This is a genomic window from Streptomyces sp. MH60 (assembly GCF_002939385.1).
GTDB lineage: Bacteria > Actinomycetota > Actinomycetes > Streptomycetales > Streptomycetaceae > Streptomyces.
Genome location: NZ_MULI01000100.1, coordinates 1 through 23371, shown reverse-complemented (window position 1 = coordinate 23371; position 23371 = coordinate 1). Strand labels below are relative to the sequence as shown.

The following is a 23371-nucleotide window of genomic DNA, read 5'->3' as shown; positions in this document are numbered from 1 at the left end:
CGGCGTGCCCTACCCGCCGATGCCACCCGTGGCGCCCGGCGGTGCGGGCGGCGCGACCGGCGCCCCGGGCGCGGGCACTCCCGCACCGGGCGGCACCGGACCCGCCGCACCGCGGCAGGACGACATCGATCCCGAGAACAAGCGCGGGCGCGCCTGACCCGCGGCACACAGGGGTACGCCCGCACGGACGGCATCCGTGCGGGCGTACCCCTGTGTGCGGCCGGTCAGGCGCTCTGCTGGAGCTGCGGCAGCACCTTGGTGCGGTAGAGGTCGAAGAAGCCGCGCAGGTCCGGGCCGATCTGGTTGACGTAGACCCGGTCGAAACCGGCGTCGGCGAACTGCTTCAGCTCCGCCACGTGCTCGTCCACGTCGTCGCCGCACACCCGGTTGTCGCGGACCATGTCCTCGGTGACCAGGGTCTGCGCCTGCTCGAAGTGCTTCGGCGAGGGCAGCACCTGGCTCAGCTCGCCGGGCAGTTGTTCGTTGGCCCACAGCCGGTGCACGGTGCGCACCGCCGCGTCCCTGTCGGTGTCGTAGCAGACCTTGGTGCCCCCGCTGACCAGCTTCCCGCCGCCCCCGCCCTTGCGATACTGCTCCACCATCGAGGCGTCCGGCATCATCGTGATGTAGCCGTCGCCGACCCGGGCCGCCAGCTTCGTCGCCGCCGGGCCGAAGCCCGAGATGTCGATCGGGACCGGCTCGTCGGGCACCGTGTACAGGCGGGCGTTCTCCACCGTGTAGTGGGTGCCGTGGTGGTTGACCTCCTCGCCGCTGAGCAGCCGCCGGATGATCAGGATGGCCTCCTCCAGCATCTCCAGGCGTACGTGCGCGGCCGGCCAGGCGTCGCCGAAGATGTGCTCGTTCAGCGCCTCGCCGGTGCCGACGCCCAGCCGGAAGCGGCCGTCCGTCATCACCGCGCTGGTCGCCGCGGCCTGCGCCACCACCGCCGGGTGGATGCGCACCGTCGGACAGGTCACCGCCGTCTCCACGGGCAGGGACACCGCGTCGGACAGCGCGCCGATCACGGACCACACGAACGGGCTCTGGCCCTGTTCGCCGTTCCAGGGGTGGTAGTGGTCCGAGATCCACAGCGCCTGGAAGCCGGCCTGCTCGGCCATGCGCGCCTGCTCGATCAGCTCCGCGGGACCGTACTGCTCGCACGAGAGAAAATAGCCGTATTCGGGCATGGGGGGTTGCCTCCGGACAGGGAGCGGGTGGTTCCGGGGCCGGGTACCCGGGCGCGGGGCCGGAAACCGGCGGGCGGCGGCTTCCGCGCCGTCGTGCCGCGGCCCGCGCGCGGACGTTTGGGTGCCCCGGCCCAGGGGACGCGGAAGGCTCACGAGGTACGCGACAGCCCGGAGGCGAACCGTGAGCCGACCCCGCATCGTGATCGTCGGTGCCGGCTTCGCCGGGTACCGGACGGCCCGCACCCTGTCCCGGCTCACCCGGCACCAGGCCGACATCACCGTGCTCAACCCGACCGACTACTTCCTCTACCTGCCCCTGCTGCCCCAGGTCGCCGCCGGAATCCTGGAACCGCGCCGGGTCAGCGTGTCCCTGTCGGGCACGCTGCCGCACGTACGGCTGGTGCTCGGCGAGGCCGACGGCATCGACCTCGACGGGCACACCGTGCACTACACCGGCCCGGAGGGCGAGGAGGGCACCCTGTCCTTCGACCGGCTGGTGCTCGCCGCGGGCAGCGTCAACAAGCTGCTGCCCGTCCCCGGCGTCGCCGAGCACGCCCACGGCTTTCGCGGGCTGCCGGAGGCGCTCTACCTCCGCGACCACGTGACCCGGCAGGTGGAGCTCGCCGCGGCTGCCGACGACCGGGCGGAGTGCGCCGCGCGGTGCACGTTCGTGGTGGTCGGCGCGGGATACACCGGCACCGAGGTCGCCGCGCACGGCGCGATGTACACCGACGCGCAGGTCCGCCGGCACCCGATGCGCACCGGCATGCGGCCCCGCTGGATGCTGCTCGACGTGGCGCCCCGGGTCATGCCCGAGATGGACGAACGGCTCTCCCGCACCGCCGAGCGGGTACTGCGGCAGCGGGGCGTCGACGTGCGGATGGGTACCTCCGTCAAGGAGGCCACGCACGACGGGGTCCTGCTGACCGACGGCACGAGCGTCGACACGCGCACGCTGGTGTGGTGCGTGGGCGTGCGGCCCGACCCGCTGGTGGAGTCCCTGGGGCTGCCGATGGAACGCGGCCGGCTGCTCGTCGACCCCCACCTCCAGGTGCCGGGACGGCCCGAGCTGTTCGCCTGCGGTGACGTGGCCGCGGTGCCCGACCTGAACCAGCCGGGCCAGTACACGCCGATGACCGCACAGCACGCCTGGCGGCACGGCAAGGTCTGCGCCCAGAACGTCGCCGCCTCGCTCGGCATCGGCAAGCGGCGGGCCTACCGCCACCGCGACCTGGGGTTCGTCGTGGACCTCGGCGGCGCCAAGGCCGCCGCCAACCCGCTCGGCCTGCCGATGTCCGGCCCGGCGGCGGGTGCGGTCACTCGCGGCTACCACCTCGCGGCGATGCCGGGCAACCGCGTGCGGGTCGCCGCCGACTGGCTGCTCGACGCGGTGCTGCCCCGCCAGGCCGTACAGCTGGGTCTCGTACGGTCCTGGTCCGTGCCGCTGGATTCGTCGTCGCCCGAGGTCGCGCGGGTACCCGGGCGTCCGGAGCGGACCGGGAAGAACACCGGCCCCACCGGGAACCGCCCCGACGGCGACGAGGCGAGGAACCAGCCGGACGGCGAGCCCGCCAAGGAGCCCGGCGGCGAGCCCGCCAAGGACCAGCCGGGCGGGGAGCCGGCGAAAAACCAGCCGGGCGGGGAGCCCGCCAAGGACCAGCCCGGCGGCGAGCCCGCGAAGGGCCGGCCGCACGGTGAGCCGGCGAAGCGGAGTCAGCCCGGCTCGCCCCGTGCGTCCGGCAAGCCGCGCCGTGCCGTCGAGGCCGCCGGACCGCGCCCCGCCCGGGGAGGCTCGGCCACGGCACCCCGCGGCACCGGGGCGGGCTCCGCCGCGAAACGGCCCACCGCCCCGTCCGGACCGAGCCGGTCCGCGGGGCCGCCCACCGACCCCGCTCCCGAACCCCCGGCGAACCAGCCGCCCCCCGGACCCGACATCGCCCCCGGCCCCGTCAAGCGCACCGACGGCCGTGCCGCGGAAGGAGACTCATGAACACCGGTGAACTCGTCGACCTCGGACAGCAGTTGCGCGTCGACAGCGTACGGGCGTCCGCCGCCGCGGGCTCCGGGCACCCGACGTCGTCGATGTCCGCCGCGGACCTGATGGCCGTCCTCCTGGCCAACCACCTCCGCTACGACTTCGAGCGCCCCGCCCACCCCGGCAACGACCGCTTCGTGCTCTCCAAGGGGCACGCCTCGCCCCTGCTCTACTCCGCCTTCAAGGCGGCCGGCGCCATCGACGACGAGGAACTGCTCACCTTCCGCAAACTGGGCAGCCGCCTGGAGGGGCACCCCACTCCGCAGCGGCTGCCGTGGGTCGAGACGGCCACCGGCTCGCTCGGCCAGGGGCTGCCCGTGGGCGTCGGCATCGCGCTGTCCGGCAAGCGGCTCGACCACACCGACTACCGCGTGTGGGTGCTGTGCGGCGACAGCGAGCTGGCCGAGGGGTCGATCTGGGAGGCCGCCGAGCACGCCGGACACGAACACCTCGACAATCTCACCGTGATCGTCGACGTCAACCGGCTCGGCCAGCGCGGCCCCACCCGGCACGGCCACGACCTCGACGCGTACGCGCGCCGTTTCCGGGCCTTCGAGTGGCACACCATCGAGATCGACGGCCACGACGTCGACGCCATCGACCGCGCCTACGGCGAGGCCCTGTCCACCAAGGGGCAGCCCACCGCGATCATCGCCCGCACCCTCAAGGGCAAGGGCGTGCGGGCGGTGGAGGACCGCGAGGGACAGCACGGCAAGCCGCTGCCCGAGGCCGAGGAGGCCGTCGCCGAGCTGGGCGGGCCCCGCGACATCAGGGTGCGGGTGCACGCCCCCGAGGCCGCACGGGCACTGCACTCGGCGGGCACCGGACAGACCGAGCTGCCCCGCTACGACCAGGGCGACGAGATCGCCACCCGCAACGCCTTCGGCGAGGCGCTCGCCGCGGTCGGCACCGCGCGCGGAGACGTCGTCGCCCTCGACGGCGAGGTCGGCGACTCCACCCGGGCCGAGTTCTTCGCCAAGGAACACCCCGAGCGCTACTTCGAGTGCTACATCGCCGAGCAGCAGATGGTCGCCGCCGCGGTGGGGATGGCGGCGCGCGGCTGGGTGCCGTTCGCCACCACCTTCGCGGCCTTCCTGACCCGCGCCCACGACTTCGTGCGGATGGCGTCGGTCAGCGGCTCCGGCATCAACCTCGTCGGCTCCCACGCGGGCGTCGCCATCGGCCAGGACGGGCCCAGCCAGATGGGTCTGGAGGACCTCGCGATGATGCGGGCCGTCCACGGCTCGTCCGTGCTGTACCCGTGCGACGCCAACCAGGCCGCGCGCCTGGTCGCCGAGATGGCCGGCCTGGAGGGCATCCGGTACCTGCGCACCTCGCGCGGCGAGAGCAAGGTGATCTACGGCCCTGACGAGGAGTTCCCCGTCGGCGGCAGCAAGGTGCTGCGCTCCTCCGACGCCGACCGGCTCACCGTCGTCGCGGCCGGCGTCACCCTGCACGAGGCGCTCGCCGCGGCCGACACCCTCGCGGCGGACGGCATCCCGGTCCGGGTGATCGACCTGTACTCGGTCAAGCCCGTCGACCGGGCCACCCTGCGCGCGGCCGCCGAGGAGACCGGCTGCCTGGTGACCGTGGAGGACCACCGCCCGGAGGGCGGCATCGGCGACGCCGTGCTGGACGCGTTCACGGACGGACGGCCGGTGCCCCGGCTGGTGCGCCTCGCGGTCACCACGATGCCGGGCTCCGCGAGCCCGGCGGAGGAACTGCACGCGGCGGGGATCGACGCCGCGTCCATCGAGGCGACCGCACGGATGCTCGTGGAGCAGGCGATCGTTCCGTGAGCGGGAGCGGTGACGGCACCCGGACCGTGCGGGCCGGACGGCACACGGTGGAGGTGCACCGGCCGGGCAAGGTGCTGTTCCCGGCAGGTGACGGGGGTGCCGAGGAGTACACCAAGGGCGATCTCGTCGACTACCACCGTGCCGTCGCCCCGTTCATGCTGCCGCACCTGCGGGGCCGCCCGCTGATGCTGGAACGGCACCCGGACGGGGTCGACGGACCGCGCTTCATGCAGAAGAACACCCCGGAGCACTACCCGGAGTGGATCGACCGCGTCGAGGTCGGCAAGGAGGGCGGCACCGTCCGCCACACCGTCTGCGACGACTCCGCCACCCTCGTCTACCTCGCCGACCAGGCCGCGCTCACCCTGCACCGCTGGCTGTCCCGGGCCGGACGGGTCGACCGGCCGGACCGCATGGTCTTCGACCTCGACCCGGCCGGCGACGACTTCGAGGCGGTGCGGACGGCGGCCCGGCTGCTGGGCGAGCTGCTCGGCGAGCTGAAGCTGCCCTCGGCACCGATGACCACCGGATCCCGCGGGCTGCACGTCGTCGTCCCCCTGGACGGCCGCCAGGACTTCGACGACGTACGGGAGTTCGCGCGGGCCGTCGCCGACGTCCTGGCCGCGGCCCACCCCGACCGGCTCACCACCGCCGCCCGCAAGAAGGACCGCGGCGACCGTCTCTACCTGGACATCCAGCGCAACGCCTACGCCCAGACCGCGGTCGCCCCCTTCACCGTGCGCGCCCGCCCCGGCGCCCCCGTGGCCACGCCCATCTCCTGGGACCAAGTGGACGACCCCGCCCTGCACGCCCGCCGCTGGACCATCGCGGACGCCGTCGAACAGGCCCGCACCCGGCCCTGGGCCGGGCTCACCGACCGCCCCAGGGCCCTGGGCCCCGCCCGGCGGCGCCTGAACGCCTTGCACGGCTGAGCGGACTGCGCAACCCGACGAGGTTTGGCGAACACACATGCGGCCACACGGAGGGGGAGGTGGCCATGTCGAACACGAAAAGCACATCCGACTCGCAAGAAACACCACAGAGTTCACAAAAGTCACATACGACGCAGAAGTCACAATCGTCACAGGAGACGCACCGCCCCAAGCCGATGGAGGTGCTGCGCGAGGCGCGCGCCCAGCTCGCGGAGCTGACCGGTATGACCGCCGAGTCCGTGTCGTCCTTCGAGCAGACGGAGGAGGGATGGGCACTGGAGGTCGAGGTCATGGAACTGGAGCGGGTGCCCGACACCATGAGCCTGATGGCGAGCTACCAGGTGGAACTGGACGCCGAGGGACAGCTCACGGGCTACCGGCGCGTACGGCGCTACGAGCGCGGTCGGGCCGACTCCCGCGGCAGCCGCTAGAGCGGCGCGGGGCGCACTCCCGCACCCGCGAACACCACCCACATCCCCGACAAGATGGAGGAACTGCAGGCATGACTGTCGTACCGGCACAACAGACCGGCGGCGGAGGCGGCAGCAGCGGCCTCTACGACGTGCTCGAGCTTGTTCTGGACAGGGGGCTCGTCATCGACGCATTCGTGCGCGTCTCCCTGGTCGGCATCGAGATCCTGAAGATCGACGTCCGAGTCGTCGTCGCCAGCGTGGACACCTATCTGCGCTTCGCCGAGGCATGCAACCGCCTCGACCTGGAGGCCGGGCCCCGCAAGGACCCGGGGCTGCCCGACCTGGTCGGGGAGATGACCGAGTCCGGCGCCCGCGGCAAGTCCAAGGGGGCGCTGTCCGGCGCCGCCGAGACCATCTCCGACGCGTTCAAGCAGGCCCGCGACGAGAGCGGCTCCGAGCGTGAGACGTCGTCGCGTCCGCGCGCCCGCAAGGCCGCGCCCTCGCGCCGGAAGGAGGAGCAGGAGTGAGTACGTACGTCTACGGCATCACCGCCGCCACGCATCCCTCGCTCCCCGAGGGCACGGGCGGAGTCGGCGACCCGCCGCGCAAGGTGCGGATCCTCAAGGAGGGCGAGCTGGCGGCCGTCGTCAGTGACGCGCCCGAGGGGCTGCGCCCCAAGCGCAGGGAACTGCTCGCCCACCAGAACGTGCTGAGCGAGATCGGCGCGGAGGGCTGCGTGCTGCCCATGCGCTTCGGCAGCGTCGCCCCCGACGACGCCGCGGTCACCGGGGTCCTCGCCGAGCGCGCCGAACACTACGCGGAACGCCTGGGGGCGCTGGACGGCCGGGTCGAGTACAACATCAAGGCCAACCACGTCGAAGAGGCCGTACTGCACCACGTGATGGCCGACAACCCCGAGATCCGCGCCCTCGCCGAGGCCAACAGGCAGGCAGGCGGCGGCACCTACGAGGCGAAGATCCAGCTCGGCGAGATGGTCGCGGCCGCGGTCAAGGGCAAGGAGGCCGAGGACGCCACCGCGCTGGAGCACGCCCTGGAGCCCGCCGCCGACGCCGTGAGCGTGGGCCCCGAGTCCACCGGCTGGCTGGCGAACGTCTCGTTCCTGGTGAAGCGGGAGGCGGCCGACGAGTTCCTGGCCGCCGTCGAGCGGGCCCGCGGCCGGCTGCCGCACCTGGAGGTCCGCGTGAACGGCCCGCTGCCGCCGTACAGCTTCGTCGAGCCCGGCCCGGCCGAGCCCGCGGGCACGGCGGCGGGCGGCGCGGACGCCGGAGCGGGGTGACGACATGGGACTGATCTCGGAGGTCCTGCTGCTGCCGTTCGCCCCGGTGCGCGGCAGCGCCTGGGCCATCAGACAGGTGCTCGACGAGGCCGAGCGGATCTACTACGACCCCGCCACGGTACGGGCCGAACTTGCCCGCCTGGAAGAGCAGTTGGAGGCCGGTGAGATCACCGAGGAGGAGTTCGACCGACAGGAGGACGAGCTTCTGGACCGGCTGGAGACCGCTACGCGCACAAGCGCGGGATTGGGCAACGGGACGGCACCATGAATCGAGTGGGACTGGGCCTCGCGATAGGGGCCGGATACCTGCTGGGACGCACGAAGAAACTGAAACTGGCGGTCGCCGTGGGCACCATGGTGGCCGGCAAGAAGATGAACCTGACCCCGAAGGGCATCGCCGAACTGGTCTCCGGACAGTTGCAGAACAACCCGCAGTTCAAGGAGATCGGTGACCAGCTGCGCACCGACCTGCGCGGCGTCGGCAAGGCGGCCTCGGGCGCCATGGTCGAGCGGCAGATCGACGCGCTCGCCGACCGGCTGCACGGGCGCACCGCCGAGGTGCGCGACCAGCTCTCCGGCGTGGCGTCCCGGGCCCCCGGCGTCGGGTCCGACGACTCCCGCGACTCCGAGGACTCGGAGGACTCGGAGTACGAGGAGGCCGAAGAGCCGGAGGAGGCCGAGGAGCGCGAGGAGCCTGACGCGCGCGAGGACGCCGAAGAGCACGAGGACGCCGAGGAGCCGGACGAGCGGCGCGCGCCCCGGCGCGAGCGGCCCGCGAAGAAGGCGCCGTCGGAGGCACGCAAGACGGCCGGGAAGGCGCCCGTGAAGAAGGCCGCCGCCAAGGCCCCCGCGAAGAAGGCGGCGGCGAAGCGCGCCCAGCCCGCCAAGAAGGCGGCCGGAAAGAAGACGTCCGGGGCCAGGAGCGCCGCCCGCGGCGCGGGTCCCCGGCAGTCGAAGGGCGGTGGTGAGCGATGAGCGACACCCTGGGGTCCGCGGCCTCCTCTGCGGGCAAGGCCGCCAAGAAGAACCCGCTGGCCGACGTGGCGCGGAGCGAGGCGGCCGACCGGCTCAAGGCCGAGGTGCAGGACTACCTCGCCGCCCAGGCCACCCGGCTGCTGACCGGCGCCGGCACCAAGCTCGGCCAGACCACCGGCAAGCTCAACGACATCGCCGAGGGCAACAGCCCGGGATTCGCCAAGCTCGCCCTCGACGGCGGACGCAAGCTCGCCGAGGGCAAGGGCCCGATGCGGGCCGCCTTCGAGGTCGGCGCGGGCAAGGTGAAGGACAACGTGGTCGGTGCCTTCAAGAACCTCACCGGCGGCAAGGGCCGCAAGAAGGGCGGCGGGGGGCAGAAGCCGACGGTCATCATCGAGTACGTCGACGTCGGCGTACCGCTGCGCACCGCCTACGACCAGTGGACCCAGTACCAGGACTTCAGCACCTTCGCCAAGGGCGTCAAGAGCGCGAACCGCGCCGACGACACGTCCTCGGACTGGCAGCTGAAGGTCTTCTGGTCCAACCGCAGCTGGAAGGCGAAGACCACCGAGCAGGTGCCCGACGACCGGATCTCGTGGACGTCGGAGGGCGCCAAGGGCTCGACCAAGGGCGTCGTCAGCTTCCACCGGCTCGCCGACAGCCTGACCCGCGTGGTCCTGGTCATCGAGTACTACCCGAAGGGCCTGTTCGAGAAGACCGGCAACATCTGGCGGGCCCAGGGCCGCCGGGCCCGGCTCGACCTCAAGAACTACGTCCGCCACATCACCTTCAAGGGCGAGGCCGACGACGGCTGGCGCGGCGAGATCCGCGACGGCGAGGTCGTCCGCAGCCACGAGGACGCGGTCGCGGAGGAGGAAGAGGAGCAGCAGGAGGACCGGCAGGAGGACCAGGACCAGGACCAGGAGCCCGAGGGCGAGTACGAGGAGGAGCCGGAGGGCGAGGCCGAGGAGGGGTACGAGGAGGAGCCGGAAGGCGAACCCGAGGAGGAGTACGAGGAGGAAGCCGAGGGCGAGTACGAGGAGCCCGAGGAGGAGAAGGAAGCGGGGGAGGACGAGTACGCGTCCCGTGAGGAGTACGAGGACGCCGAGGGCGGGAGCCGTCGATGACCACCCCCAGCCGGCTGCCCGATCCCTACGGCCAGGGACAGAGCGCCAACCTCGCCGACATCCTGGAACGGGTGCTCGACAAGGGAGTCGTGATCGCGGGCGACATCAAGATCAACCTGCTCGACATCGAGCTGCTGACCATCAAGCTGCGGCTCGTCGTCGCCTCCGTCGACAAGGCCAAGGAAATGGGCATCGACTGGTGGGAGAGCGATCCCGCACTGTCCTCGCGCGCCCGGCACGACGAACTCACCCGGGAGAACGCCGCGCTCCGCGAACGCCTGCGTGAGCTGGACCCGGGCCGCGTACCGAAGGAGGCGCCGTGACCGGACTGCGCTACGTCTACGCCGTCTGCCGCCCCTTCGACGCGGCCCTCCAGGCCCAGCTCACGGGGGTGGCGGCCGACCCGCCCCGGCTGCTGTCGCACGGCGACCTGGTCGCCGTCGTCAGCCATGTGCCCGAGGCCGACTTCAGCGAGGAGGCGCTGCGCGCCCGCCTGGAGGACCTGGACTGGTTGACCGCCACCGCCCGCGCCCACCAGCAGGTGGTCGACGCCCTCACCGCCGTCACCACCCCGCTGCCGCTCCGGCTGGCCACCGTCTTCCGCGACGACAGCGGCGTACGCGTGATGCTTCAGGAGCGGGAGGCGGCCTTCCGGCGCACGCTCGACCGGCTGGACGGCCGGGTGGAGTGGGGCGTGAAGGTGTACGTCGAGGGGGAGCGGGCGGACCCCGAGCGGGCGGAGGCGTCGGCGGCGCCCGCGCCCAAGCCCGCCTCGGGCCGGGACTACCTGCGGCAGCGGCGCCGGCAGACCCGGGCGAACGACGACCTGTGGAGCAGGGCCGAGGAATTCGCCACGGAGCTGCACGCGAGGCTGCGCGACCGGGCCGACGACGCACGGCTGCACGCGCCGCAGAACCCCCGCCTTTCCGGTGCCGCCGGACGGAACGTTCTCAATGCCGCATATCTGGTGGCCCGCGACGCATCGGAGGAATTCGTCGAAACGGTGGACCGTACGAAGGACGACGCCCCGGGAATTCGCGTGGAACTCACCGGACCCTGGGCGGCCTATTCCTTCGCCGGAGAGACAGCGGGGGAGGCATCGTGACCGTCGTGGAGCGCCGTGAGATCGCCCTGGTGGACCTGCTCGACCGGCTGCTGGCCGGCGGCGTCGTCATCACCGGCGACGTCACGCTGCGCATCGCGGACGTCGACCTGGTCCGCATCGACCTGAACGCGCTGATCAGCTCGGTCAACCGCAACGTTCCCTCACCGTTCGGGGACTGACGTGAGCGAACTTCCCGAACCCGGCAAGCGCCGCCTCGACCTCGACCCCGACACCGTCGAGCGCGACCTGATCAAGCTGGTGCTGACGGTCGTCGAACTGCTGCGCCAGCTCATGGAACGCCAGGCGCTGCGCCGCGTCGACGAGGGCGACCTCAGCGAGGACCAGGAGGAGCGGATCGGGCTCACCCTGATGCTCCTCGACGACCGCATGACCGAACTGCGGGACCGCTACGGACTGCGGCCCGAGGACCTGAACCTGGACCTCGGGCCGCTGGGACCGCTGCTGCCCCGGGAGTAAGCACTCCCGGGGCAGCAGCCTCACCACCTCTTGTTCACCACCGGTACCAGCGGCCCCTGCCGCCGCCGGCCGTCGTCCCGCGGGCCAGGAAACCGATCAGCCACAGGACCAGAACCGCCAGAGCGATCCACCAGAGCACCTTCACCGCGAATCCGACCCCGAAAAGGACGATCGCGAGAAGCAGTACGAGCAGAAGCGGAACCATAATGTTGAACCTCCTGTCGTACTGGTTTCCCGGATTTCACCGGACAGGCGTCGGTCACACATCCTTTCGGCACAGAATTTCCCCGTGCAGGACGCTGAACCAGCTTTCCGGGTGCTTTCCCCAGTCCCGCCAGGCCGCCGAGACGGCGCGCAGCCGCTCGGGCGTCGCATGGCCGCAGCCGGTGGCGCGGTCCGCGTACGCCGACTCCACGGTGCGGTCCGCCCACAGGCCGCTCCACCACTCCCGCTCCTCGGGCGTGCTGAAGGTCCACGTGGCCGAGGTCGTCGTGATGTCGGTGAACCCCGCCTCGAGCGCCCAGGCCTTAAGCCGGCGTCCGGCGTCCGGCTCGCCCCCGTTGGCGCGGGCCACCCGGCGGTACAGGTCCAGCCAGTCGTCCATGCCCGGGGAGGCGGGATACCAGGTCATGGCGCCGTAGTCGGAATCGCGGACGGCGATGATCCCGTTCGGCCTGGCGACCCGTTTCATCTCGCGCAGCGCCTGCACGGGGTCGCCCACGTGCTGGAGCACCTGATGGGCGTGGACCACGCAGAAGGTGTCGTCCGGGTAGTCCAGCGCGTGCACGTCGGCGACCACGAAGTCGGTGTTGCCGAGCCCGCGTGCGGCGGCCGTGGCCCGGGCCCGCTCCACGATCTCCGGCGCCCGGTCCACGCCGGTGACGTGGCCGTCCGGAACCAGTTCCGCCAGGTCGGCGGTGATGGTGCCCGGCCCGCAGCCGATGTCCAGGACCCGCATGTGGGGCCGCAGGGAATCGAGCAGATAGGCGGCGGAGTTCTCGGCGGTGCGCCAGGTGTGCGAGCGCAGCACGGACTCGTGGTGCCCGTGCGTGTAGACGGCGGTCTCATGCGGCTTCGGCATGGTGGATCCCCTCTCCCGGCTGTGCGGTCACGGTACGCCCGCCAGCCGAATGCTGAGATCCCCATTTCAATATGTGGTCTGACGAACCGTCAGGAGGTGGCCCGGGTGAGCAGCCCGCCACTGGGCAGTGGCCGGTACACCGTGAGCGCCTCGGGCAGCTTCTCCAGCGTCAGGTCGCCCTCCGTCTCGGTCAGCTCACCGTCGAACGCCATCAGCGTGCCGGGCGCGACGCCCGACAGACGCAGCCGGGGCACCTGCACCGCCGCGTGCGCGGGCGAGCGGGTCAGCGGTCCCGCCAGGGCCGCGGACAGCAGCCGCAGGGCCGGCCGGCGCCCCCCGTGCACCACCCGCACGTCCAACTGCCCGTCCGCCAGATCGAGCCGGCGCCCCGAGGCGAGCCCCCGGCGGTGGTACGTGCCGTTGCCCGCGAACAGCATCCACAGCGGGCGCCTGCGGCCGCGCACCTCGGCCTCCAGCGGGTGCCGGTCGGCGCGCAGCACCCGCACCGCCGCGAGCACCCCGGCCGGCCAGCCCCCGATCCGGGGCGACCAGCGCTCCCGCTCGTTCACCAGCTCCGGGTACACGCCGAGGCTGAAGGTGTTCAGGAAGACACCGCGCTGCCCGCCCGAGGCGAACCGGCCCACGTCCACCCGCACCCCCTCGCCCCGCTCCAGCGCCCCGCACAGGTCCCGTACGTCCTCCACGCCCAGGTCGTAGGCGAAGTGGTTGAGCGTGCCGCCCGGCAGCACCGCGAGCGGCAGCCCGTGGCGGAGCGCGGTCTCGGCCGCCGCGTTCACGGTGCCGTCGCCGCCGCACACGCCGAGCACCCGGGCGTGACCGGCCGCCTTCTCCAGCTCCGCCCGGACGTCCCCCGGTTCGCACTCCACCACCTCCGCGTCGGGCAGCGCGTCGCACAGCGCCCGCACCCGGTCCGAGGTGCCCGAGCCGATGTTGGCGACCATCACCAGTCCCTCGCCGCCCGGCAGCGCGGGCACCTCGGCGCGCGGCCGGGCCGGCGGGGTGTGCTGGGCGCGGGTCGGCACCATGCCCCGCACGGCGAACGCGGCTCCCGCCCCGAGGGCGGCACCGGCCAGCACGTCGCTCGGGAAGTGGACGCCGGTGTAGACCCGGGACAGGGCGACCGCGGCGGCCACCGGGGCCACCGCCGCACCCCACGCCGGGGACTCCAGCGCCACACCGGTCGCGAACGCGGCGGCCGAGGCGGCGTGCCCCGACGGGAAGGACGTCGTGATCGGCTGCCGCTTCAGCTGCCGGACCAGCGGCACCGGGTCCAGCACCGGGCGTGGGCGGCGCACCGTGCGCTTGCCGAGGGTGTTGATCGTCAGCGAGGCCAGGCCCAGCGAGGCGATTCCCCGGGCGGCCGCGCGGCGTGCCCTCGGCGTGCGCGACGCGGCCAGGGCGGCGGCCGCGGCGAACCACAGCACCCCGTGGTTGGCGCCGCGGCTCAACCGGGGCAGCAGAGGATCGGCGCCGGGCCAGGTGCGGGCGGCGACGGCCTCGAACACCCGCTGGTCCAGCCGCAGGAACCCGTCGCGGAGGTGGTGCGGGCCGGGCATCGGGACGGTGAGGTCTACGTCGGGGCTCATGGGTCCCGCCTACCCTGCGGACGGCGATTCCTGCCGGTGCCCCGCCGGTGGTCCCGGTCACCTGCCGCGGACACGGGCACGGAGGACGAAAAGGGTTTGCCCGGGGCACGGCCCGAGCCGGAGAATCCGGTCCCATGGGTCACCTCGAAGCCGCGCACCTGGAGTACTACCTTCCCGACGGGAGGGCGCTCCTCGGCGACGTCTCCTTCCGGGTGGGGGAGGGGGCCGTCGTGGCCCTCGTCGGACCCAACGGCGCGGGCAAGACCACCCTGCTGCGCCTCCTCGCCGGCGAGCTGAAGCCGCACGGCGGCTCCGTCACCGTCACCGGCGGCCTCGGCGTCATGCGCCAGTTCGTCGGCTCCGTACGCGACGAGACGACCGTGCGCGACCTGCTGGTGTCCGTGGCGCAGCCCAGGATCCGCGAGGCCGCGCGCGCCGTCGACGCCGCCGAGCACGCGATCATGACGGTGGACGACGAGGCCGCCCAGCTGACCTACGCGCAGGCGCTCTCCGACTGGGCCGAGGTGCGCGGATACGAGGCCGAGACCCTGTGGGACATCTGCACCACCGCCGCGCTCGGCATGCCGTACGACAAGGCCCAGTGGCGGCAGGTGCGCACCCTGTCCGGGGGTGAACAGAAGCGCCTCGTGCTGGAGGCGCTGCTGCGCGGCACCGACGAGGTGCTGCTGCTCGACGAGCCGGACAACTACCTCGACGTGCCCGGCAAGCGCTGGCTGGAGGAGCGGCTCGCCGAGACCCGCAAGACCGTGCTGTTCGTCTCCCACGACCGGGAACTGCTGGCCCGCGCCGCGCAGAAGATCGTCTCCGTCGAGCCCGGACCCGCGGGCGCCGACACCTGGGTGCACGGCGGCGGCTTCGACTCCTTCCACGAGGCCCGCCGGGAACGCTTCGCCCGCTTCGAGGAGCTGCGCCGCCGCTGGGACGAGAAGCACGCCCAGCTGAAGAAGCTGGTGCTGACGCTGCGCCAGGCCGCCGCGGTCAGCCACGACATGGCCTCCCGCTACGCCGCCGCCCAGACCCGGCTGCGCAAGTTCGAGGAGGCCGGGCCGCCGCCCGAGCCGCCGCGCGAGCAGGACATCAGGATGCGCCTGAAGGGCGGCCGCACCGGCGTCCGCGCCGTCACCTGCGAGCGGCTGGAACTCACCGGCCTCATGAAACCCTTCGACCTGGAGGTCTTCTACGGCGAACGGGTCGCCGTCCTCGGCTCCAACGGCTCCGGCAAGTCGCACTTCCTGCGGCTGCTGGCCGGCGACGACGTGACGCACACCGGGCGCTGGAAGCTCGGGGCGCGCGTGGTGCCAGGACACTTCGCGCAGACCCACGCCCACCCCGAGCTGCTGGGCCGCACCCTCCTGGACATCCTGTGGACCGAGCACGCCCAGGACCGGGGCGCCGCCATGTCCCGGCTGCGCCGCTACGAGCTGACCCAGCAGGCGGAGCAGGCCTTCGACCGGCTCTCCGGCGGCCAGCAGGCCCGCTTCCAGATCCTGCTGCTCGAACTCCAGGGCGTCACCGCGCTGCTCCTCGACGAGCCCACCGACAACCTCGACCTGGAATCGGCCGAAGCCCTCCAGGAGGGCCTGGAGGGCTTCGAGGGCACGGTCCTCGCGGTCACCCACGACCGCTGGTTCGCCCGCTCCTTCGACCGGTACCTGGTCTTCGGCAGCGACGGGCGGGTGCGCGAGACACCGGAGCCGGTCTGGGACGAACGGCGGGTGGAACGGGCCCGCTGAGGTCCTGATGACCCGCCGACGTGCCGGCGCCCCGGTGTCCCGGCGTCCGGGGGGGGTCACCTCCAGCGCAGCAGCGCCCCGAGGCCGCCCACCGGCGCCTTCTGAGCCGTCTCCGGCGGCAGCACCGGCGTCACCGAGATCGCCGGGGCGCCGGTCATCACCGCCGAGCGCAGCAGGGCGTCGTCCGCCCGCGCCGACCAGGAGTTCTGCTCGCCGAGCGTCTTCAGCTCGGTGCGGCGCACCGCCACCTGGTCGGCGTCCTCGCCGATCCACACCTCCCGGTGCGTGTCGGGGGCGTCCGGGATGACCAGCAGCTCGTCGATGCGGTGCTCCCGGGCGGCCTCCACCAGCGCGGGCACACCCTCCGCCGCGCCGGACCGGCCCTCGCCGTCCGGTGACCGGGCGGCCAGGAACCGGTCCAGATCCTCCCGGGCGCGCGCACGGACGTGGTCCTCGCGCAGCCGTTCCACCTCGCCGTCCAGCAGCCTGCTGCCGGCGCCGTGCGAGGCCTCGGCGACGCGCTCCCGGAGACGCGAGGGCAGCCGGTCGTGCACCGAGCGCCGCTCCCGGTCGTCACCCACCAGGATCAGCAGGTCGGCGCCCGTCTCCTCCTGGCACACGGCGAGCGCGTCCGCGATCTCCGCCGCGTTGTGCTCCCAGGTGTTCTCCACCCGGAGCTGGAAGTGGCGCTCCGACCAGTCCACGCTGCTCGTGCGGTGCACCGGCCACTGCCGCCCGGTCACGCCGCCCGCGTCGGAGCTGCCCAGCGCGCTGCGCAGCTCGAAGTCGGCGCCCTTGCGGTCGATGTACGCCACCACGCACACCGGGTCCTCGCCGGCCAGGTCGAGCAGCGGCGTGACGTGCGGCAGCGGGGCCCAGTCGGCGGTGGTCCCGCCGTACGGGGGCCGGGCCAGCGGCGGATCGAGGACCACCTGTCCGGCACACGCGAACAGGGCCCGCCCGTGCGGATCGGTGGCGTGCCGCAGCTCGTCCACCGCCTCCCGCACCGCCCGGCAGGTGGCGTCGTCCGCGCCCTGCTCCGCCAGCTCCCTGGCCACCGCGGCGGCCGTCAGCTCACGCTCGTGGGCGGTGTCCTCCGCGTTCCGTGAGAGGTCGAGGTAGACGGAGGCCCAGGGTCCCTGGTGTTCGTAGAGGGGGTGCAGAAACGCGAGATCCATGTGGCTGCCCTCCCGGGTGCCGCTCGGGGGTGGTAGTGCTCCGGGGCGGGTACCCGGGTCGCATGAACGAACACGACACGCGGGACGACACCGCGACCGGAGTGGACCCGGGCCGCCTGGACGACCAGCAGCTGATGAGAGAACTGGAGACCATCCACCGCACGCGCCACGACACCCTGCTCTACGGGTCGAACGACGCGCTGCGGGCCCACAACGACCGCATGGCCCGGCTGGAGGGCGAGTGGCTGCGCCGCAACCCCCGGCGCCCGGTGGCCGCGGGCCGCACCCGGGAGGGTGCCCGGGAACGCGGCTGCGGCCAGGCCGCCGCCCCCGGTGGCTGAGCGCGGCGGCGGGCCACCCGCGATCCCTCGCCGGCGGCCCGCCCGTTGCCGGGGTCTCTGTGTTGTCCGTGTCGGTCCGCGCTGTCCGCGTCCCGTGCCTCAGCCGGCCGCCTTGGCGAACTCCGCCAGGTAGGTCTCGCAGAACGCCTTCAGGTCGTCCGGCTTGCGGCTGGTGATCAGGGTGTTGTCGCCCGCGTCGCAGACCTTGACCTGTTCGTCGACCCAGGTGGCGCCCGCGTTGCGCAGGTCGGTTCGGAGACTGGGCCACGAGGTCAGGGTGCGGCCGCGCACGACGTCCGCCTCGACGAGTGTCCACGGCGCGTGGCAGATGGCGGCCACCGGCCGGCCCCGCGTGAAGAAGTCCTTGACGAAGGCCACGGCCTTCTCGTCGGTCCGCAGGAAGTCCGGGTTGGCCACCCCGCCGGGCAGCACCAGGCCGCCGAAGGAGTCGGCGGACGTGTCGCCCACCACCTCGTCGACCGGGAACGTGTCCGCCTTGTCGAGGTGGTTGAAGCCCTGGATCTCCCCGGACTGCGTGGAGACGAGCACGGGCTCGTGTCCCGCGTCCTTCGCCGCCTGCCACGGCTCGGTCAGTTCCACCTGCTCCACGCCCTCGGGCGCGGTCAGAAATGCGATGCGCATAGAGTTCGGTCTCCCTTCCGGCGCCTACGCGCCCTGCGAACCGGACCGGCCGCTCTCGGTGAGGGCCACCGCCAGTTCCTGGACGTTGTCGTAGCGCGCCTTGTGCGGCAGTCGGTCCAGCCCCTCGACGAGGGCGTCCGGCGCGTTGCCGCGGCGCAGTGCGCGGGTCAGCTCCCGCGGGCCCGCGGGGAAGCTGCCCCGGGTCAGGTTCCGGGCCAGCTCCAGCCGCAGGGCCTCCAGATACGTCGGTCCGCGGCCCGGTGTCACCGGTCCGTACATGACGTCCGGATCGTCCTCGGCGGCCGGTTCCGGGTCGTTCCACTCCTCGCTGCGGGTGGGGTGCCCGGACCTGAGCAGACCCTGCAGTTCATGCTTCATCTCGTCGTCGCGGTGGACGCTCATCCGGTCGCTGCCTCGCTGCATGTCTCCCTCCAGATCCTCAGGGGGTGCCGACCGCGTACCCGGACACCGGGGGCCGACACGGATTCGACCGGACGGGTCCGCTCCGATTTCCGCCGGCCGGCAGCGGATCAGTAATCGAGAAGCGCGGGCCGCCGTGCCCGCTCTAGCGTGTGACCACCGAGGCACTGAGGGCGTCACCTTCACCGAGCCCCCGACAGATGGAGACACGATGAGCAGCGCCAAGAGGCCGGGCACGCCGGGACCCGGATCGCACGTCGCCGACAGCCACGACCTGATCCGTGTGCACGGCGCCCGCGAGAACAACCTCAAGGACGTCAGCGTCGACATTCCCAAGCGCCGGCTGACGGTGTTCACCGGCGTCTCCGGCTCGGGCAAGAGCTCGCTGGTGTTCAACACCATCGCCGCCGAGTCGCAGCGGCTGATCAACGAGACCTACAGCGCCTTCGTCCAGGGCTTCATGCCCACCCTCGCCCGCCCCGAGGTGGACGTCCTGGACGGCCTCACCACCGCGATCATCGTGGACCAGCAGCGGATGGGCGCCGACCCCCGCTCCACCGTCGGCACCGCCACCGACGTCAACGCCATGCTGCGCATCCTCTTCAGCCGCCTGGGCGAGCCGCACATCGGCCCGCCCAGCGCCTACTCCTTCAACACCGCCTCCGTGCGGGCCAGCGGCGCGATCACCGTCGAGCGGGGCAGCAAGAAGGCGGTGAAGGCGACCTTCCAGCGCACCGGCGGCATGTGCACGAACTGCGAGGGCCGCGGCACCGTCTCCGACATCGACCTCACCCAGCTCTACGACGACACCAAGTCGCTCGCCGAGGGCGCCTTCACCATCCCCGGCTGGAAGTCGGACAGCCAGTGGACCGTGCAGGTGTACGCCCAGTCCGGCTTCGTGGACCCGGACAAGCCGATCCGCGAGTACACCGACAAGGAACTGCGGGACTTCCTGTACGGCGAGCCCGTCAAGGTGAAGGTCAACGGCGTCAACCTCACCTACGAGGGCCTGATCCCCAAGATCCAGAAGTCGTTCCTGTCCAAGGACAAGGAGGCGATGCAGCCGCACATCAGGGCCTTCGTGGAGCGGGCGGTCACCTTCACCACCTGTCCCGAGTGCGAGGGCACCCGGCTCAGCGAGGGCGCCCGCTCGTCGCGGATCGGCAAGCTCAGCATCGCCGACGCCTGCGCGATGGAGATCCGGGACCTGGCCGAGTGGGTGCGCGAACTGGCCGAGCCGTCGGTCGCACCGCTGCTCACCGCGCTGCGGGACACCCTCGACTCCTTCGTGGAGATCGGCCTCGGCTACCTCTCCCTCGACCGGCCGGCGGGCACCCTGTCCGGCGGCGAGGCCCAGCGCGTCAAGATGATCCGCCACCTCGGCTCCTCGCTCACCGACACCACGTACGTCTTCGACGAGCCCACCGTCGGACTGCACCCGCACGACATCCAGCGGATGAACGACCTGCTCCTGCGGCTGCGGGACAAGGGCAACACGGTCCTCGTCGTCGAGCACAAACCGGAGGCCATCGCGATCGCCGACCACGTGGTCGACCTCGGCCCCGGCGCCGGCACCGCGGGCGGCACCGTCTGCTTCGAGGGCACCGTGGCGGAACTGCGGGGCGCCGACACCGTCACCGGCCGCCACCTCGACGACCGGGCCGCACTCAAGGAGTCCGTCCGCAAGCCCACCGGAGCCCTGGAGATCCGCGACGCGCGGACGCACAACCTCCAGGGCGTCGACGTCGACGTCCCGCTCGGCGTGCTCTGCGTGGTCACCGGCGTGGCCGGCTCCGGCAAGAGCTCCCTGATCCACGGCTCGGTCCCGGCCGGCGCCGACGTCGTATCGGTCGACCAGAGCCCCATCAAGGGCTCGCGGCGCAGCAACCCGGCGACGTACACCGGACTGCTCGACCCGATCCGCAAGGCCTTCGCCAAGGCCAACGGCGTGAAGCCGGCCCTGTTCAGCGCCAACTCCGAGGGCGCCTGCCCCACCTGCAACGGCGCCGGTGTCATCTACACCGACCTGGCGATGATGGCCGGCGTCGCCACCCCCTGCGAGGACTGCGAGGGCAAGCGGTTCCAGCCCGCCGTGCTGGAGTACCGCTTCGGCGGCCGGGACATCAGCGAGGTGCTCGCGATGTCCGTGGACCAGGCGGAGGAGTTCTTCGGCGCCGGCCAGGCCCGCACCCCGGCCGCGCACAAGATCCTCCAGCGGCTCTCCGACGTCGGCCTCGGCTACCTCACCCTCGGCCAGCCGCTGACCACCCTCTCCGGCGGCGAGCGGCAGCGGCTCAAGCTGGCCACCCACATGGGCGACAAGGGCGGCGTGTACGTCCTCGACGAGCCCACCACGGGACTGCACCTCGCCGACGTCGAGCAGCTGCTCGGCCTGCTCGACCGCCTCGTCGACGCCGGCAAGTCGGTCATCGTCATCGAGCACCACCAGGCCGTCATGGCACACGCCGACTGGATCATCGACCTCGGTCCCGGTGCCGGGCACGACGGCGGCCGGATCGTCTTCGAGGGCACCCCCGCCGACCTCGTCGCCGACCGCTCCACCCTCACCGGCGAGCACCTCGCCGCCTACGTCGGCGCCTGACCGTGCCGGCCTCCCACGGCGCCGGTACGGCTACCGGCGGTGTCCGGCGCTGTGGGATCGTGGTCGGGTGACGACGCTGGAGGACCTGGCCCGGCTGCGCCGGGCCCGCGACCTGATGGACCGCGAGTACGCCGAGCCGCTCGACGTGCCGGCGCTGGCCCGCGTCGCCCTCATGTCGGCGGGCCACTTCTCCCGCAGCTTCCGCGCCGCCTACGGGGAGACGCCCTACAGCTACCTGATGACGCGCCGCATCGAGCGCGCCATGGCGCTGCTGCGGCGCGGCGACCTGAGCGTCACCGAGGTCTGCTTCGCGGTCGGCTGTACCTCGCTGGGGTCGTTCAGCTCGCGCTTCACCGAACTGGTCGGCGAGAGCCCCAGCGCCTACCGCGAGCGCGACCACTCCGCCGGCGCCGCCGTCCCCGCCTGCGTCGCCAAGGTCTACACCCGGCCGGTCAGAAACGGCGAGCCGGTCGGGAAGGCCGAGCCGGTCGGGAACGTCGAGCCGGTCAGGAACGGAGAAGCGACGCCCGCGCCGCCGCCCGTAGCGTGACGCGCATGGACATCAACCTCTCGCAGTGCTTCATAGCCGTCGACGACCACGACGAGGCGCTCGGCTTCTACCGGGACGTGCTCGGCATGGAGGTCCGCGACGACGTCGGGTTCGAGGGAATGCGCTGGGTCACCGTCGGCTCCCCGGCGCAGCCCGGCGTGGACATCGTCCTCGAACCCCCGCTCGCCGACCCCAACGCGTCGGCCGCCGACCGGGAGGCGATGGCCGAACTCCTGGCCAAGGGGCACCTGCGGGGGGTCGTCCTCGCCACCGACGACGTCGACGCCACCTTCGAGCACGTCCGCGCGGCGGGCGCCGAGGTCCTCCAGGAACCGGTCGACCAGCCCTACGGCGTCCGCGACTGCGCCTTCCGCGACCCGGCCGGCAACATGGTGCGCTTCAGGCAGCCGCGCAACGGCTGAGAATCCGGGTGTTTGAACCGGGGGGCCGGGGGCAGGCGCAAGGTCAGTGCTTCGGACAGGAGGCACGTCCGTGGGAGCGGCGCGAACCGCCACGGACGCGTCCGAGCGGGGCCCGGACGCCCTCCCACGGTGACCGCCCGACCTCAAGGGCCGTGTCGTCGTACGGCTCCGCCCGCCCCGCGAGCCGGAGGTTCCCCCGACCCCGGCCGCCCGGGGCGGGCCGTGCCGACCGGACTGCCGTCCGGCGCGACGACGGGACCCCGCACTCCGAGGGAGTTGCGACGCACCATGCCGATCCACGCCAGTGTGAAGCACCCGCACGACGACGCCCCCGACACCGCCGACGCCTTCCGCCGGCTCGCCACCCTTCCCGACGGCCCGGAGCGCGACGCGCTCCGCGACCGGATCGTCGAGGCGTGGCTGCCCATGGCCGAGCGGCTGGCGGGACGGTTCCGCAGCCGCGGCGAGAGCTACGAGGACCTGCGCCAGGTGGCGGCCCTCGGTCTCGTCAAAGCCGTCGACCGCTACGACCCCGAGCTCGGCAACGCCTTCGAGAGCTACGCCGTGCCGACCATCACCGGCGAGATCAAGCGCCACTTCCGCGACCACATGTGGACCCTGCACGTGCCGCGCCGGGTCCAGGAGCTGCGCAACCGCGTCCGCTTCGCCGGCCAGGACCTGTCCCAGACCATCTCGGGCCGCAGGCCCACCGTCTCCGAGATCGCCGAACGCGCCGACCTGAGCGAGGAGGACGTCCGGATCGGGCTGGAGGCCCTGGAGAGCTTCACGGCCCTGTCCCTGGACGCCGAACTCCCCGGCAGCGAGGACGGCTACTCGCTGGCCGACGCGCTCGGCGGCCCCGACCCGGCCCTCGACACGGTCGTCGACCGCGAGGCCGTCAAGGACCGGCTGGCCGCCCTGCCCCCGCGCGAGCGCGCCATCCTCTACATGCGCTTCTTCGACGACATGACCCAGAGCCGCATCGCCGAACAGCTCGGCATCTCCCAGATGCACGTCTCCCGCCTGATCACCCGCTGCTGCGACCGGGTGCGGGAGCAGGTGCTGCGGGACCCGGGCCCGGAAGCGTGAAACCTCGGGCTCACCCGCCCGGGCGCCCCGTTCGCGCGAACGGAGCACGGTGACGGGCGTCCCCGTGCCGGGCGGGCTGTGATGGCCGAGGGGCGCGAGTGCAGTGCCCCGCAAGCCGTCGCTCGAAGGAGCCCGTCCCATGCGCCGCACCGCCCGTGCCCTGTCCGTCGCCGTGCTGGCCAGTGCCGCCCTCGGCCTCTCCGCGGGGCTCGGCGCGGCCGACCCGGGAGTCCCGCCGCCCCCCGCCGACATGGGGGAGCCCGTTGCCCCGCCGTCCGCCGAGGACCCGGCAGCCGTACCCCCGCCGGCCGCGCAGGAGGCCGACCCGGCGACCGCCG

Annotated in this window: 26 protein-coding genes and 1 pseudogene; 20 read left to right on the top strand and 7 right to left on the bottom strand. The window is 72.9% G+C overall.

Annotated features, from left to right (window positions below; translation table 11 throughout):
• Positions 1 to 224: 224 nt before the first annotated feature.
• Entirely contained in the window at positions 225 to 1187 is a 963-nt protein-coding gene (locus BZZ08_RS34740) for an LLM class F420-dependent oxidoreductase (protein ID WP_104636175.1), read from the bottom strand.
• A 181-nt stretch (positions 1188 to 1368) separates the two neighbouring features.
• Here BZZ08_RS34740 and BZZ08_RS34735 point away from each other — a divergent pair, with 181 nt between their 5' ends.
• The 13 genes from BZZ08_RS34735 (at position 1369) to BZZ08_RS34675 (ending at position 11347) form a co-directional block, all read left to right on the top strand.
• Positions 1369 to 3177 carry an NAD(P)/FAD-dependent oxidoreductase gene (locus BZZ08_RS34735; protein WP_104636174.1) on the top strand — a complete coding sequence of 603 codons (1809 nt, stop codon included), beginning with the start codon at positions 1369 to 1371 and terminating at the stop codon, positions 3175 to 3177.
• A complete protein-coding gene (locus tag BZZ08_RS34730) occupies positions 3174 to 5021 on the top strand; it encodes a transketolase (RefSeq protein WP_104636173.1) in 1848 nt (615 codons plus the stop codon). The genes BZZ08_RS34735 and BZZ08_RS34730 overlap by 4 nt, the downstream gene beginning before the upstream one ends.
• 26 nt (positions 5022 to 5047) lie before the next feature.
• Positions 5048 to 5953, top strand: coding sequence for a non-homologous end-joining DNA ligase (gene ligD / locus BZZ08_RS34725; protein ID WP_446750287.1), 906 nt, complete (start codon positions 5048 to 5050; stop codon positions 5951 to 5953).
• Between the two features lie 65 nt (positions 5954 to 6018).
• Entirely contained in the window at positions 6019 to 6384 is a 366-nt protein-coding gene (locus BZZ08_RS34720; protein WP_104636177.1) for a gas vesicle protein GvpO, read from the top strand.
• 71 nt (positions 6385 to 6455) lie between these two features.
• Entirely contained in the window at positions 6456 to 6893 is a 438-nt protein-coding gene (locus tag BZZ08_RS34715; RefSeq protein WP_104636171.1) for a gas vesicle structural protein GvpA, read from the top strand.
• Positions 6890 to 7663 carry a GvpL/GvpF family gas vesicle protein gene (locus BZZ08_RS34710; protein ID WP_104636170.1) on the top strand — a complete coding sequence of 258 codons (774 nt, stop codon included), beginning with the start codon at positions 6890 to 6892 and terminating at the stop codon, positions 7661 to 7663. Before BZZ08_RS34715 ends, BZZ08_RS34710 begins: the two co-directional genes overlap by 4 nt.
• Positions 7664 to 7667: 4 nt before the next feature.
• Positions 7668 to 7931: a gas vesicle protein GvpG gene (locus BZZ08_RS34705; protein WP_104636169.1), complete on the top strand. Its 264-nt coding sequence runs from the start codon at positions 7668 to 7670 to the stop codon at positions 7929 to 7931.
• A complete protein-coding gene (locus BZZ08_RS34700) occupies positions 7928 to 8638 on the top strand; it encodes a DNA primase (protein ID WP_104636168.1) in 711 nt (236 codons plus the stop codon). The genes BZZ08_RS34705 and BZZ08_RS34700 overlap by 4 nt, the downstream gene beginning before the upstream one ends.
• On the top strand, positions 8635 to 9765 hold the full coding sequence (locus BZZ08_RS34695; protein ID WP_104636167.1) for an SRPBCC family protein: 1131 nt from the start codon (positions 8635 to 8637) through the stop codon (positions 9763 to 9765). Before BZZ08_RS34700 ends, BZZ08_RS34695 begins: the two co-directional genes overlap by 4 nt.
• Positions 9762 to 10088, top strand: a complete 327-nt coding sequence (locus tag BZZ08_RS34690; RefSeq protein ID WP_104636166.1) for a gas vesicle protein — start codon at positions 9762 to 9764, stop codon at positions 10086 to 10088. The genes BZZ08_RS34695 and BZZ08_RS34690 overlap by 4 nt, the downstream gene beginning before the upstream one ends.
• Entirely contained in the window at positions 10085 to 10870 is a 786-nt protein-coding gene (locus BZZ08_RS34685) for a GvpL/GvpF family gas vesicle protein (protein ID WP_104636165.1), read from the top strand. Before BZZ08_RS34690 ends, BZZ08_RS34685 begins: the two co-directional genes overlap by 4 nt.
• On the top strand, positions 10867 to 11049 hold the full coding sequence (locus BZZ08_RS34680) for a gas vesicle protein (protein ID WP_003972471.1): 183 nt from the start codon (positions 10867 to 10869) through the stop codon (positions 11047 to 11049). Before BZZ08_RS34685 ends, BZZ08_RS34680 begins: the two co-directional genes overlap by 4 nt.
• A 1-nt stretch (position 11050) precedes the next feature.
• Positions 11051 to 11347, top strand: coding sequence for a gas vesicle protein K (locus BZZ08_RS34675; protein WP_104636164.1), 297 nt, complete (start codon positions 11051 to 11053; stop codon positions 11345 to 11347).
• 34 nt (positions 11348 to 11381) lie between these two features.
• Here the strand turns inward: BZZ08_RS34675 and BZZ08_RS34670 are convergent, their stop codons facing one another.
• The 3 genes from BZZ08_RS34670 to BZZ08_RS34660 all read right to left on the bottom strand — a co-directional run bounded on the left by BZZ08_RS34670 (position 11382) and on the right by BZZ08_RS34660 (position 14035).
• Positions 11382 to 11552, bottom strand: a complete 171-nt coding sequence (locus BZZ08_RS34670; protein ID WP_030178442.1) for a hydrophobic protein — start codon at positions 11550 to 11552, stop codon at positions 11382 to 11384.
• A 54-nt stretch (positions 11553 to 11606) separates the two neighbouring features.
• Positions 11607 to 12428 (bottom strand): methyltransferase domain-containing protein, encoded by an 822-nt coding sequence (locus tag BZZ08_RS34665; RefSeq protein WP_104636163.1) that lies wholly within the window; start codon positions 12426 to 12428, stop codon positions 11607 to 11609.
• 89 nt (positions 12429 to 12517) lie between these two features.
• Entirely contained in the window at positions 12518 to 14035 is a 1518-nt protein-coding gene (locus tag BZZ08_RS34660; RefSeq protein WP_104636162.1) for a bifunctional phosphatase PAP2/diacylglycerol kinase family protein, read from the bottom strand.
• 134 nt (positions 14036 to 14169) lie between these two features.
• On the opposite strand from BZZ08_RS34660, the gene BZZ08_RS34655 reads away from it, so the two are divergent.
• The gene (locus BZZ08_RS34655) at positions 14170 to 15789 is read left to right on the top strand and encodes an ABC-F family ATP-binding cassette domain-containing protein (protein WP_104636161.1); all 1620 of its coding nucleotides are present in this window, start codon (positions 14170 to 14172) and stop codon (positions 15787 to 15789) included.
• Positions 15790 to 15845: 56 nt separating this feature from the next.
• Here BZZ08_RS34655 and BZZ08_RS34650 read toward each other — a convergent pair whose 3' ends face one another.
• Complete coding sequence (locus BZZ08_RS34650; protein WP_104636160.1) at positions 15846 to 16967, bottom strand: baeRF2 domain-containing protein; 1122 nt, start codon at positions 16965 to 16967, stop codon at positions 15846 to 15848.
• 62 nt (positions 16968 to 17029) lie between these two features.
• Between BZZ08_RS34650 and BZZ08_RS34645 the strand changes: the two genes are divergently transcribed.
• Positions 17030 to 17308, top strand: a complete 279-nt coding sequence (locus BZZ08_RS34645; RefSeq protein ID WP_104636159.1) for a DUF6158 family protein — start codon at positions 17030 to 17032, stop codon at positions 17306 to 17308.
• Between the two features lie 99 nt (positions 17309 to 17407).
• On the opposite strand, the gene BZZ08_RS34640 is transcribed toward BZZ08_RS34645, so the two are convergent.
• Positions 17408 to 17950: a type 1 glutamine amidotransferase domain-containing protein gene (locus BZZ08_RS34640; protein ID WP_104636158.1), complete on the bottom strand. Its 543-nt coding sequence runs from the start codon at positions 17948 to 17950 to the stop codon at positions 17408 to 17410.
• 24 nt (positions 17951 to 17974) lie between these two features.
• The gene (locus BZZ08_RS34635; RefSeq protein WP_052840523.1) at positions 17975 to 18373 is read right to left on the bottom strand and encodes a DUF2795 domain-containing protein; all 399 of its coding nucleotides are present in this window, start codon (positions 18371 to 18373) and stop codon (positions 17975 to 17977) included.
• A 208-nt stretch (positions 18374 to 18581) separates the two neighbouring features.
• Here BZZ08_RS34635 and BZZ08_RS34630 point away from each other — a divergent pair, with 208 nt between their 5' ends.
• The 5 genes and pseudogenes from BZZ08_RS34630 to BZZ08_RS34610 all read left to right on the top strand — a co-directional run.
• Positions 18582 to 20972, top strand: a complete 2391-nt coding sequence (locus BZZ08_RS34630) for an ATP-binding cassette domain-containing protein (protein WP_104636157.1) — start codon at positions 18582 to 18584, stop codon at positions 20970 to 20972.
• 67 nt (positions 20973 to 21039) lie between these two features.
• Positions 21040 to 21522 carry a helix-turn-helix transcriptional regulator gene (locus BZZ08_RS34625; protein ID WP_104636156.1) on the top strand — a complete coding sequence of 161 codons (483 nt, stop codon included), beginning with the start codon at positions 21040 to 21042 and terminating at the stop codon, positions 21520 to 21522.
• 5 nt (positions 21523 to 21527) lie between these two features.
• Positions 21528 to 21944, top strand: coding sequence for a VOC family protein (locus tag BZZ08_RS34620; protein ID WP_104636176.1), 417 nt, complete (start codon positions 21528 to 21530; stop codon positions 21942 to 21944).
• Between the two features lie 288 nt (positions 21945 to 22232).
• Positions 22233 to 23033, top strand: a complete 801-nt coding sequence (locus tag BZZ08_RS34615) for an RNA polymerase sigma factor SigF (RefSeq protein ID WP_104636155.1) — start codon at positions 22233 to 22235, stop codon at positions 23031 to 23033.
• Between the two features lie 139 nt (positions 23034 to 23172).
• Positions 23173 to 23371: pseudogene (locus tag BZZ08_RS34610) on the top strand (hypothetical protein); the annotation flags it as partial.